Origin of the sequence: Citrobacter gillenii (assembly GCF_013337685.1) — a bacterium.
GTDB lineage: Bacteria > Pseudomonadota > Gammaproteobacteria > Enterobacterales > Enterobacteriaceae > Citrobacter > Citrobacter gillenii.
Genome location: NZ_SUQN01000002.1, coordinates 259,325 through 271,657, shown reverse-complemented (window position 1 = coordinate 271,657; position 12,333 = coordinate 259,325). Strand labels below are relative to the sequence as shown.

Genomic DNA, 12,333 nt, shown 5'->3' with positions numbered 1-12,333 from the left:
TCCTGTTTTCATCAAATTTCAATAATTATTCATAAACATAAACATTAAAATTGTCATAAACTATTACTCGTAATTAGGGTTTTCAGGATCACCACAGCAATCAAAGGAGACGGAATGCATCACGCCACCCCGCTTATCACCACCATTGTTGGCGGCCTTGTGCTCGCTTTTATATTTGGCATGCTTGCCAATAAACTGCGTATTTCTCCTCTGGTGGGATATCTGTTAGCGGGCGTTCTGGCCGGTCCATTTACACCTGGTTTTGTTGCGGATACCAAGCTTGCGCCGGAACTGGCAGAACTTGGCGTGATCCTGCTGATGTTCGGCGTGGGGCTACACTTTTCGTTGAAGGATTTAATGGCGGTAAAGTCCATCGCCATTCCCGGTGCGATAGCCCAGATAGCCGTGGCGACGCTGCTGGGTATGGCGCTTTCAGCTGTGCTGGGCTGGTCGCTGATGGTCGGTATCGTCTTTGGATTATGTCTGTCTACCGCCAGTACCGTGGTGCTACTGCGCGCGCTTGAAGAACGACAGTTGATTGACAGCCAGCGCGGGCAGATCGCCATTGGCTGGCTGATTGTTGAAGACCTGATGATGGTGCTAACGCTGGTTCTCCTGCCAGCCATCGCCGGTATGCTGGAAAAAGACAACGTTGGCTTTGCGTCACTGGCCGTTGATATGGGCATCACCATCGGTAAAGTAATCGCGTTTATCGCCATTATGATGCTGGTCGGTCGTCGCCTGGTGCCGTGGATCATGGCCCGTAGCGCCGCCACGGGCTCGCGTGAACTGTTTACCCTGTCGGTACTGGCACTCGCATTAGGTATCGCGTTTGGTGCCGTAGAAGTATTCGATGTTTCCTTCGCACTGGGCGCGTTCTTCGCCGGTATGGTGCTGAACGAATCTGAACTGAGCCACCGTGCGGCGCATGACACCCTGCCGCTGCGTGATGCATTTGCGGTGCTGTTCTTTGTTTCCGTCGGCATGCTGTTCGACCCATTGGTCCTGATCCAGCAACCGCTGGCTGTGCTGGGCACGCTGGCAATTATCATCTTTGGTAAATCCCTCGCCGCCTATTTCCTGGTGCGCCTGTTCGGTCACTCTCAGCGCACAGCGCTCACCATTGCCACCAGCCTGGCGCAGATTGGCGAATTTGCTTTTATCCTCGCCGGCCTTGGCATGGCGCTTAACCTGTTACCACAGGCGGGACAAAACCTGGTGCTGGCCGGGGCCATCCTGTCCATCATGCTAAATCCAGTGCTGTTCGCCGTGCTGGAAAAATACCTCGCAAAAACCGAAACGCTGGAAGAGCAGACGCTGGAAGAAGCTATCGAAGAAGAGAAGCAAATCCCGGTCGATATCTGTAATCATGCCCTGCTGGTCGGTTTTGGCCGCGTCGGTAGCTTGTTAGGTGAAAAACTGATGGCTGCGGGTATCCCGCTGGTGGTTATCGAAACGTCGCGGACTCGCGTGGACGAGCTACGTGAACGTGGGATCCGCGCGGTACTGGGCAATGCAGCCAACGAAGAGATCATGAACCTGGCGCATCTGGACTGTGCGCGCTGGCTGCTGCTGACCATCCCGAATGGTTATGAAGCCGGTGAGATTGTGGCTTCCGCGCGTGAGAAGTGCCCGACGATTGAGATTATCGCCCGCGCGCATTATGACGATGAAGTGGAATACATTACCGAGCGTGGTGCTAATCAGGTGGTGATGGGTGAACGTGAAATCGCGCGCACCATGCTGGAACTTATTGAAACGCCACCAGCGGGTAACGTTGCTACCGCCAGTTAATGTTGTGTGCCGGATGGTGCTAGCGCTTATCCGGCCTGCGGGTACACCGCATAATGCAGGCCCGGTAAGCAATAATGCCACCGGGCAATGTCGCGCAATACCGCTTAACGCTCCCAGTAAGCCTCTTCGAGGCTGTCTTCCTTCTCCGGCAATCCGCGCGTCAGGCGCGGTGAATGCTGGTTCAGCACCTGATAACTCACGCGATTGGCATATTTACACACCTGCGCTAACGAGGAATAGGTCAGCCAGGTGTACTTGTGCTTGCTGGAGTTCGGCACATTGCCGCGATGGTAGCTGTTTGCCGTAATATCATGCAGCAAGGCCGCCAACGCACCGTCACCCGCGCCGTTGGTGTTCATGATTTTCTCCGGGCCACCCATGTACGGGGCAATGTGCGAATAAATGCGCAACGGGTTGATACAGTCTTTATGGCGCATCGCGCGGCTGAACTCGTACTGGTTGAATTCGGCAATGGCGCCCGGCAGCAGCGGATGCTGCGTTTTGCGTTTGACCTCATCTTCCGTAAACCCAGCCATATACAGGCCCACCGGACCGGCGGTACACAGCACCAAATCCACCCAATCCAGCGCTTTGTCAGATGCCAGCAGCGGGTCATTCAGGCCGGTCAGCGCTTCGGCTTCTTCTTCGTTCATCGCCAGAATGGAGACATTCTCTTTCAAGAATTCCTGCCACCACTGCGGGTTATCCGCAATAACGAATTTGGTTCCTAAGGTCAGCACCACCGGGACATTGTGCTTTTTGGCGAACTCAATGGCCTTCATGGTCGCTTCCGGCATCGGCTCGCCCGGTTCGCAGCGCACCAGATATGAGGTCAGCACCAGCGCAGAGGCACCGGCAATCACCGACTCGGGAATGCTGTCTGCCCGCAGTTTGTTCATGTGACCGGGGCTGATGGCGAAGGTACGCTCGCCGGATTCGCCAATCAGCGTGAAGCAGCGACCAATCGGCCCGTCAACGCCCTGCAGGTAGTTCAGATCGGTACGGCTGGAGGTATTGCATAAATAGCGATACGCGTAGCTACCAATCTCAATGTTGCTACACATGACGCCCAGCAATACAGAGCGGTCATCCGCCAGTACCGAATAGTTGTGCATGGTGTTACCGATGGTTCCGCCCGCAAACTGATGGGTGATTAAATTGTCACGCACCAGTTCCTGATAGAGCGCCTCAGCAACATCATCAGCAATCACCAGAGAATGCCCGGCGCTTAATCCATAACGCTTCACAAAGTCGTCATCGACTTTGGCTTCTATATCCACCAGAGTCTGGTCGATACCGACGACCCAGGCGGCGCTGGTCTCGTTTTCAGGCTGAATTTGTTGCAGCAACGGATCGCGCGCGCTGACGGGAAAATAGTGTTTGGATTTGCGTTTGCCGGGAAATTTCATGGTCGATTTTACGGGTGGTTAACTGAGCGATGCATGGTAGCACATTCCCTCCTGCGCGCGCGATGCGGTGCTAATTTTCAATATCGGGCGGTGAGATCGCAGTTTATCTGCCGTTAATTTCTACAATACATCACCTTTTACAAGGAGCGTTTTATGCAGCCGGAAAACAAGATCCCCGTCCTCGACCTTATTTCAGACGAGATGAAAAGCGTGGTGAACTTTCATCGCGATGACCTGCCGCCGTGGCCCGCCGCGGATGATTTCGTTGCCCAACGCCAACACTACGTGCATGAGCGTCAGTTCTGGAATGCCGATGCTCCGCAGATGAGTACCCGGGAGTGCGTCATTTCTACCGCGTGCGGCCCGGTGGCGACGCGGATTTACTCCCCCCAACCCCATAGCCAGGCCACACTGTACTATTTGCACGGCGGCGGTTTTATTCTCGGTAATCTGGATACGCACGATCGCATTATGCGCTTGCTGGCGAGTTACACGCGCTGCACGGTAATTGGCATCGACTATTCACTTTCGCCGGAAGCGCGCTTTCCGCAGGCCATCGAAGAAATTGTCGCGACCTGCCAGTACTTTCATCACCATGCCGCTGACTATGCGCTGAACGTAGAGAATATCGGTTTTGCCGGTGATTCCGCAGGCGCCATGCTGGCGCTTGCCAGCGCACTGTGGCTACGCGATAAGCAAATTGCCTGCGGTAAGGTCGCGGGCGTGCTGTTGTGGTACGGGCTGTACGGTTTACGGGATTCGATCAGCCGACGACTGATGGGCGGAGAATGGGATGGCTTAACGCGAGACGATCTGCAGATGTACGAAGACGCCTATCTGCGCAGCGTCGATGACCGCGAGTCGCCGTACTATTGTTTATTTAACAACGATCTCACCCGCGATGTGCCGCCGTGTTTTATCGCCAGTGCAGAGTTTGACCCGCTGATTGACGACAGCCGCTTACTGTTCCAGACGCTCCAGGCGCATCGGCAGCCCTGTCAGTACAAAATGTACCTCGGCACGCTGCACGCCTTCCTGCATTACTCGCGGATGATGAAAACCGCCGACGATGCCTTGCGGGATGGCGCGCGTTTCTTCAGAGCGCAGCTTTAGCGATAGGCAGCGGTCAGTTTCAGCATCATTTCGATGTGTTCCGGTGCGTCATTCAGCGCCGGAATATATTCGTATTTCTGCCCGCCCGCTTCGAGGAAAATTTCTCGGTTTTGCTCGGCGATTTCTTCCAGCGTTTCAAGGCAATCAGCAGCAAATCCCGGACACATGACCTGGATATGTCGGGTTCCTTTTTCCGCCAGCATTTTAAGCGTTTCGTCGGTATACGGCGTCAGCCATGGTTCCCGACCGAAGCGTGACTGGAAGGTCATCATCACCTTTTCCGGCTGCAGCCCTAACGCCGACACCAGCTCCCGCGTGGTGTCGCGACAGCGTTGCGGGTAATCATCGCCTTCATCAGCGTAGCGCTGTGGAATACCGTGGTAAGAAAGCAGCAGTAAATCGGGTTCGCCGTGCCGGGCAAACGCATCTCGGGCGCTTTTGGCCAGCGCATCAATATACGCGCTGTCGTCTGCATAATCGCGAATAAAGGAGACGCCGGGGATCGCACGCTTGCGCGCTAAAATGCGCGCCAGTTCATCCCACACCGCGGCCACCGTTGAGCAGGAGTATTGCGGATACAGCGTTAACACCACAATGTGCTCAACGCCGCTCGCTAGCAGTTCGTCGACCGCGCTTTCCAGCGAGGGGGAACCGTAGCTCATCCCCAGCGCAACCGGCGTATCCGGCAGGCATTTTGCCAGCGCCTGTTGCTGACGGCGGCTGTAGACCATCAGCGGCGAGCCTTCATCCATCCAGACTGACTGGTATAGCTTCGCGACGCGCGGCGCGCGCAGCGGCAGGATCACTCCGCGCAGCAGCGGCCACCACAGCAGACGGGGAGTATCGACCACGCGTGTGTCGCTTAAAAACTGGCGCAGATAACGTTTAACTGCTTCGGGTGTGGGGGCATCGGGGGTGCCGAGATTTGCCAGCAGGATACCGGTTTTCGTCTGACGCATTACCGCCTCGTATTGATTCAAATTGTTGATAATTGTAGCGGAAAAGCGAGGAAGAAGAACTAATTGCTGCGAGAGGTAAGAATATGCCTGATGGCGCTGCGCTTATCAGGCCTACGAGATAATGGCAGGCCTGATAAGGGGTTCACAACGCTAAAACTTAACCGAGGATTTTTTCCAGGTCAGCGCGAACAGCGGCAACAGCCTGCGTACCGTCAACTTTCGCGTATTTGGTTTGACCCGCTTCAGCTTCTTTCTGGTAGTAACCAATCAGCGGGGCAGTCATCTGATGGTATTCAACCAGACGCTTACGCACGGTCTCTTCCTGGTCATCTTTACGGGTGGTCAGTTCATCGCCGGTCACATCGTCTTTGCCTTCAACTTTAGGTGGGTTGAATTTGATGTGATAAACACGGCCAGATGCCGCGTGAACGCGACGACCAACAATACGGTCAACGATCAGTTCGTCCGGTACCGCGAATTCCAGAACGTAATCCACAACGATACCCGCTTCTTTCATGGCGTCAGCCTGCGGAATAGTACGTGGGAAGCCGTCCAGCAGGAAACCATTACGGCAGTCTTCCTGTGTAATACGCTCTTTGACCAGCGCGATCACCAGCTCATCGGTCACCAGTTTACCGGCGTCCATGATGTCTTTCGCTTGTTTGCCCAGCTCGGAGCCAGATTTCACGGCAGCACGCAGCATATCACCGGTGGAGATTTGCGGAATACCATATTTCTCCATGATGAACTGAGCCTGAGTCCCTTTACCCGCGCCCGGAGCGCCAAGCAGAATGATACGCATTACGAAAATCCCCTTAAAGGTTGTCGATATTTTAAAAAAGCGCTAAACGATACCACCATCACGCAATTGGCTCAAGAAAGGCGCTTGACGCTGAAACGTTTAACAGCAGGATATCGTGAAATATCATTAATTGCGTACGCTATATTCTACCCAAACACCCCGCGCTTACCCCCGACGCACGGTCTTTCCTGCGTTCTGATTCAATTTTTCCAGTGCCTGTGCCACAGTTGCCTCATCCGGTACGCTAATCGTGCATACCGGGATCTGTCCAAGCTCACGATGTTTCGCCATGCCGAGATTATGGTAGGGCAATATTTCACTGTGCAGGATAGCCGCATAGCGTTCGGTTATCGTGCGGATCGCCGCCAGATGCGCATCATTGAGGTTATATCCCGGAATCAGCGGGCAGCGCAGGATCACCTGTGCGCCAATCTCATTAAGCGTGTCCAGCGTGCTCTCCACCACGTGTTTCGCAATACCGGTATGGGCTTTATGTGCACGCGCGTCGGTCACTTTGTAATCGAGAAGAAACAGATCCACCCACGGGGCGATTTCGCGATACCGCTCGGGACGAGAGGCGCCGTTCGTTTCAAGACAGACGTGCAAACCGGCGGTTTTCGCCGCTTTTGCCAGCGCCAGCGCAAAGGGAAACTGGAACATCGCCTCCCCGCCGGACAAGGTTATGCCGCCCCCGGTTTTGTCAAAGTAGGGTTTATCCTTGATGACCTCTTCAAGGATCTCAGTCACCTTCCGGGTCTGCCCATAGATTTTAAGCGCCTGCGCCGGGCATGCCTCAACGCAGCGTCCGCACGCCTGACAGGCGGCATAATCTATCTCATGCCGCCCTTGGGCAAACTGGTGGCATCCGTGCGGACAGACCTCTGCGCAACGCTGACATTGCAGGCACTTATGTTCCAGAAACGCCAGCTGCTTTTCGGCTCTCAGCGACTCCGGATTGTGGCACCAGACGCAGCGCATCTGGCATCCTTTCAGAAAGACGGTGGTGCGGATCCCCGGCCCATCGTGCAGTGAAAATTTCTGAATATCAAAAACCGTGCCCGCTTCGCTCATCATCCACCTCAGTCGTTCAGCGTACGGTTCAGGATTTCCTGCTGTACATCTCGGTCCAGATTGACAAAACGCGCACTAAAACCACCGACGCGAACAATCAAATTAGGGTAGTTTTCCGGGTGTTGGTACGCCGCCTCCAACTCCCCCTTACCCACCACGCTGACCATCAACTGCGGCCCGCCGCGCTCAAAATAAGAGTGCATCAACGCCTCCACCAGCGGGCGACGGGTGTTGAATAACCCTTTGCTGAATTTGATGTTTTGTACCGAACCGGCGTGATATTTTGCCTCCAGTTTCAGCAGTGAGTTCAGCATCGCCGTCGGACCATTTTTATCCGCCCCACTCTGCGGGTTGTTGGCGTTGCTCATATAAATACCTTTATGCCGCCCATCGGCTGAAGCGCTGGTTGCACGCCCCCATTCGGTATTCACCTGATTGTTGATGATCACCACCAGATAGCTGTCCAGCCCTACTCGCCTCGCCGCATCGCGTACGCCGGTACAAACATAGCGATGCATCATCACCGCCAGGTCATCCGCCGCATTGTCATCATTACCAAACTTAGTCGCCGCGATCAGTGCCCGCTTGAGGTCGTCATAGCCCACGAAATCCGCTTTCAGCGCCGCAATCAACGTTGTGTAGTCATAACGCTGCTCGGTAAAAATAACCTGTTTGATTGCCGCCAGTGAATCTGCCGCATTGGTATTGCCATAGGTTTCGTTAGTACCGCCGAGGTAGCGCACGCCGCCGTCAAGCAGCGCCTTATCGCGCGCCACGCAGTCTGCCGTCAGGATCGAGGTAAACAAGAAGCCGACCTGTTCATTCATCACCCGATACGACAACGCCTGAGCGTGCGCCGTGATATCAATGTAGTAATCCAGCAACCGCTGGTAGTTATTCAGCACGTCATCAAAGCACGATATCTGTTCTGGCGGGGTTAACGCCACACCGCCGCTTTTTTGTTTATCATCCCAAAAATCGATGCCGCCGCTGAGCGAGATATTGAGAATTTTAAGCAGGTTAATACAGGTATTCGGCGTGCCTACACTTCGCCCGGCCAGCACAAACTCGCCGCAGCCAAAAGGAACATACTGCTCGGCCTCCGTTTCCCCCACCTGCATCGCGTCCATCACCGCCGGAATATTGACGTCATCGTTATACAGAATGGGATAGGTCAGGCCGGTGCCAATCACCGTCAATGCCTGTTGCCAGATTGCGTTGTCCATTCCCTGATAAATACGTAAAGTAAATTGCGGTTCCGTATCACCATTTTCCTCAACGGCTTGGATCGCCAGTCGACAATAGACATCCGCATTTTTCGGGTTACGCCGCCCTTTCCCGCCAACCACCACGCGACCATTCACCGTGGTTTTCCGCGCTTCAATCAGGCGGTAGTGGGAACGGATACACGCAATGGCCTGGCGTTCGCTTAGACGTCCGGCGTCAAGATCGGCCACCAATAAATCACCCAGGTAGTCATCCATACGGCCATAATTCACCACGCCAGCACACAGGCTGTAGAGCCAGCTCAGTTCAATCCCCTGGATGAAAGTTGCAGGTTTGTCATGACGAATAGCGCCCAACTCGCGCATTAACAGCAGCAGATGCTTACAGCGCTCCACATCCGTGCATTCCACCATCTCATCGGCAGCTATTTCAATGTGACGGTCAATCACCTGCTGCAAAATGCCCAGTACGTCCTTGAAAGATTGCTGTAACTGCACCGCGGCCTCATCCCCGGCGCGTTCAGCCTGCAGTTGCTGCTGTTCGATGCGTTGCAGCAACCCACCGATCCCAAGCGTCATCAACTGCGGATAATCCAGATACATGCCGCTTAAACGCGCCGTCGCAATCGCCGGAAAGTTAACGTCAACGAATTTGCCGAGCGTGTCATCGGTCAGCGCCTGGCGAAAATAGACGGAACGGGTGTCATGCTCGCGCCAGAAGCGCTCAAGCACATCGATTCGGTATTGTTGGTCGGGGAACTCCAGCATTTTCCGCAGTTCGTCCAGCCGGGCAAAATTGCAGTAATGACCCACACCGCCAACTGAGGTGACGCAGCCAAAACCAATCGGCAGCGCATCGACGCGTCCCAGGATCAGATCGTCAGCACAGGGACGGCGGAACAGCGTGGGGTAAAGCGCCTGCAGACAGCGGACCTCGCGCTGAAAACGCTCCGGGGTTGACTGAAACGCCTCGGTGTAGGCCTCCATAATCGCGAGTTGTTCTTCCGGGCTTTTTTCGCACGGGATCTTTTTATTCACATCAACTTGTTCGGCGATAATCGCTTGTTTGCTCACGGCCCTGCCTCCAAAAGAAACGCCCCCTATTAACTTGTAATTACAAATTACGATCCTTGACCTAAATCAAAAATCAATAAACGAACAAATCATCATCAATCACATTGTGTGAAACAGCCTGCATAACCGAAATAACAGTCAAATACGCATCTAAAGAGATGATCAATATCAAGATCATTTCGCAGGTAAACTTTTAGCCTCTGCGAAAGTTGTAAATACAAATAATCATAGAGAGTCTACTGTGAAGATAAACGACCTTGTTCAACCGGCGTTGATTTGTCTGGATCTCAAATCAAACCAAAAAGACGCGGCACTTGCTGAACTCGCCGACCTGTTATTGCGCGCGAATAAAATTCGCGACACCGACGCGTTTCTCCAGGAGGTATGGGCACGAGAAGAGACCGGGAATACTGGATTTGAAGGCGGCGTTGCGCTGCCGCACGCACGTTGCGACAGCGTTTTATCACCGGCGGTGGCGATAGGTATCAGCCGTCAGGGCATTGATTATGGCGCGGAAGATGGCCAGCCGACACATCTGATCCTGATGATCGCCTCAGCAAAACAGGCCAGCACTGCGCATATCGATGTGTTGGCACAGATCTCTTCACGTCTGGTCGAAGAGGACAGCGTCAGGCAGATCCTGGCCTGTCAGGACGTTCAGGCGGTCGTGGACTATTTCTGCCAACAAGAGGCGTGTCACGAAAAGGTTAGTGCTGAGGCCTCTCGTGGGCTGATTATCGGCGTAACCGGCTGCCCGGTGGGTATCGCGCACACTTACCTGGCCGCTGAGATGCTGGAAAAAGCCGCTGCGGAAATGGGTTATGAAGCCATTGTTGAAACCAACGGCTCTATTGGCGTCAAAAATGTACCCAGCGACGCTGATATCGCCCGGGCTGACGCCATTGTCGTCGCCTGCGATAAGCAGGTCGATTTGGACCGTTTTAATGGCAAAAAGGTGGTGATTACTGGGGTCAAAGCGGCCATCAAAGATGCACAGGGATTGATTCACCAGGCCCTGGCGGCACAGCCTTACCAGGCGAGAGCCACAACGAAGACCCAGACGTCGAGCACCACGGTACGCAGCCAGTTGTACAAGTCTCTGATGAATGGGGTCTCCTATATGATCCCGTTTGTGGTCACCGGCGGGTTAATGATTGCCCTCGCGCTGGCACTGGGTGGCGTGCCGACACCGTCCGGACTGGCTATCCCGGAAGGAAGCCTGTGGAATCAAGTACTGAATGTCGGCGTCGTTGGCTTCACGCTGATGATTCCAGTCCTCGCCGGGTATATTGCATTCGCCATTGGCGAGCGGCCCGCCCTGGCTCCAGGGCTTATCGGCGGCTGGATTGCCAATACCGGTTCGTTTTACGGAGCCAGCGCCGGCTGCGGGTTTATCGGTGCAATTATTGCCGGACTGCTGGTGGGTTATTTCATCCGCTGGCTGACCCACCTTTCATGGCACAAAATGCTGCTGCCGCTGGTGCCTATCATGATCGCGCCGATTGCGGGCACCGCCTTCATCGCCGCATTATTTATCTTTGTTATTGGTGCACCAGTTGCTGATCTGATGGCCTTCCTGAATCATCTGCTGACCAACCTTTCCACGGGTAATATTATTTTAATCGGTCTGGTGATGGGGCTAATGCAGGGCTTTGATATGGGGGGACCGTTTGGCAAAGTGGTCTTCATGTTCAGCGTGGGTCTTATCGCCCAGGGGCAAACTCAGTTTATGGGCGCGCAGGCAGCGGCCATTCCGGTTGCGCCACTGGGTATGGCGCTGGCGGCCTTTATTGGCAGACGCTTTACGTTATTTGATGACGAGGAGTTCGAAAACGGTAAGGCGGCAGCGGCGATGGGACTGGTCGGAATTTCTGAGGGCGCGATTCCCTTTGCCGCCCGCGATCCGCTGTCTGTTATTCCAGCCAACATGATTGGCTCTGCGGTGGCATGCATCCTCGGTTTTGTTTTCGGATTACATTGCAATGTCGCACATGGTGGGCCAATTATCGTGCTGCTCGGCGGTTTCGATCAGCCACTGATGGCGTTGATCGCAATGAGCGGCGGCATTATCACCACAGCCGCAATTGCTATTGTGCTCAAACGACTTAGAATGGCGAAAAAGCAGCAATTACTCGTTCAATCGCAAGCCTAACCAAGGGCGCGTCGTCAGACGCGCCAGAACGGACGCCATGAAGTATCTTGATATCTACCTGTTGTTAAGAGAGAAAATCCTCAAAGGGGAATACGCTGCCGGTGAACCGGTCGAAGGTGAACATGCGCTGGCAGAACGCTATGGCGTCAGTCGACCGACTATTCAGAAAGCCGTTGCGCGGCTGAAAAGAGAGTCATTTGTCCATACCCGGCAGGGTTCAGGGATCTTCGTGAACCCGCCAGAGTTTTATCAGGACAACAATGTCATTACCTTGTCAGAGCGTATACACCGCGATCAGGCGCTGGACAACGTGGTACTCAGTTACGACGCACTTTCGAGCGATCCCGAGATCGCCGCGCTTTTCGACTTACCATCAGATACACCGCTGATCCACTATCGTCGCATGCGCATCATTAACCAGCAGCCGACTATCATTGAAGAAACCTGGATGCCGCGGGCGTTGTTCCCGGCGTTCACTGAGGAAAACTGTCGCCAGTCGGTGCTGCACTATATTGAGCAAACCTGCGGCTACGCCATCAGTCACGATGTAAAAATCTGGTCGGGGAAAATACTCAATGCAGATGAGGCGTGGCTGTTACGTTTACCGGAAGGACAAATCAGCTTGTGTATTAAGCACAAAGTCTATTTGCAAAGCGGCGAGCTGGCACAGTACACCCAGGAAACGCTGGCAACCAATAGCGTAACCACGGTGTCGATGCGTTAAGCATAAAAA

Annotated in this window: 9 protein-coding genes; 4 read left to right on the top strand and 5 right to left on the bottom strand. The window is 54.3% G+C overall.

The window, feature by feature from the left end; genetic code table 11:
- Positions 1 to 114 precede the first annotated feature (114 nt).
- A complete protein-coding gene (gene ybaL, locus FCH32_RS05035) occupies positions 115 to 1,794 on the top strand; it encodes a YbaL family putative K(+) efflux transporter (RefSeq protein ID WP_115259190.1) in 1,680 nt (559 codons plus the stop codon).
- A gap of 104 nt (positions 1,795 to 1,898) precedes the next feature.
- Here the strand turns inward: ybaL and FCH32_RS05030 are convergent, their stop codons facing one another.
- Positions 1,899 to 3,203: an inosine/guanosine kinase gene (locus FCH32_RS05030; protein WP_135912448.1), complete on the bottom strand. Its 1,305-nt coding sequence runs from the start codon at positions 3,201 to 3,203 to the stop codon at positions 1,899 to 1,901.
- A gap of 153 nt (positions 3,204 to 3,356) precedes the next feature.
- Between FCH32_RS05030 and aes the strand changes: the two genes are divergently transcribed.
- Positions 3,357 to 4,316, top strand: a complete 960-nt coding sequence (gene aes / locus FCH32_RS05025) for an acetyl esterase (protein WP_115259191.1) — start codon at positions 3,357 to 3,359, stop codon at positions 4,314 to 4,316.
- On the opposite strand, the gene hemH is transcribed toward aes, so the two are convergent.
- From hemH to FCH32_RS05005, 4 genes are all read right to left on the bottom strand, one after another.
- Positions 4,313 to 5,275: a ferrochelatase gene (gene hemH / locus FCH32_RS05020; protein WP_137400398.1), complete on the bottom strand. Its 963-nt coding sequence runs from the start codon at positions 5,273 to 5,275 to the stop codon at positions 4,313 to 4,315. The genes aes and hemH overlap by 4 nt on opposite strands.
- 157 nt (positions 5,276 to 5,432) lie before the next feature.
- Positions 5,433 to 6,077 (bottom strand): adenylate kinase, encoded by a 645-nt coding sequence (adk, locus tag FCH32_RS05015; RefSeq protein ID WP_115259192.1) that lies wholly within the window; start codon positions 6,075 to 6,077, stop codon positions 5,433 to 5,435.
- Between the two features lie 165 nt (positions 6,078 to 6,242).
- Positions 6,243 to 7,151, bottom strand: a complete 909-nt coding sequence (locus FCH32_RS05010; RefSeq protein ID WP_244958389.1) for a glycyl-radical enzyme activating protein — start codon at positions 7,149 to 7,151, stop codon at positions 6,243 to 6,245.
- A gap of 5 nt (positions 7,152 to 7,156) precedes the next feature.
- Positions 7,157 to 9,448, bottom strand: coding sequence for a pyruvate formate lyase family protein (locus FCH32_RS05005; protein ID WP_153879384.1), 2,292 nt, complete (start codon positions 9,446 to 9,448; stop codon positions 7,157 to 7,159).
- 241 nt (positions 9,449 to 9,689) lie between these two features.
- On the opposite strand from FCH32_RS05005, the gene FCH32_RS23355 reads away from it, so the two are divergent.
- Both FCH32_RS23355 and FCH32_RS04995 read left to right on the top strand, forming a co-directional pair.
- Positions 9,690 to 11,600: a fructose-specific PTS transporter subunit EIIC gene (locus tag FCH32_RS23355; protein ID WP_174360593.1), complete on the top strand. Its 1,911-nt coding sequence runs from the start codon at positions 9,690 to 9,692 to the stop codon at positions 11,598 to 11,600.
- A gap of 37 nt (positions 11,601 to 11,637) precedes the next feature.
- The gene (locus FCH32_RS04995) at positions 11,638 to 12,324 is read left to right on the top strand and encodes a GntR family transcriptional regulator (protein WP_174360592.1); all 687 of its coding nucleotides are present in this window, start codon (positions 11,638 to 11,640) and stop codon (positions 12,322 to 12,324) included.
- Positions 12,325 to 12,333: the final 9 nt, after the last annotated feature.

Bases quoted from the DNA above. Each gene is read 5' to 3' on its own strand.
- ybaL (WP_115259190.1), top strand. From the start codon at position 115: ATGCATCACGCCACCCCGCTTATCACCACCATTGTTGGCGGCCTTGTG.
- FCH32_RS05030 (WP_135912448.1), bottom strand. From the start codon at position 3,203: ATGAAATTTCCCGGCAAACGCAAATCCAAACACTATTTTCCCGTCAGC.
- aes (WP_115259191.1), top strand. From the start codon at position 3,357: ATGCAGCCGGAAAACAAGATCCCCGTCCTCGACCTTATTTCAGACGAG.
- hemH (WP_137400398.1), bottom strand. From the start codon at position 5,275: ATGCGTCAGACGAAAACCGGTATCCTGCTGGCAAATCTCGGCACCCCC.
- adk (WP_115259192.1), bottom strand. From the start codon at position 6,077: ATGCGTATCATTCTGCTTGGCGCTCCGGGCGCGGGTAAAGGGACTCAG.
- FCH32_RS05010 (WP_244958389.1), bottom strand. From the start codon at position 7,151: ATGATGAGCGAAGCGGGCACGGTTTTTGATATTCAGAAATTTTCACTG.
- FCH32_RS04995 (WP_174360592.1), top strand. From the start codon at position 11,638: ATGAAGTATCTTGATATCTACCTGTTGTTAAGAGAGAAAATCCTCAAA.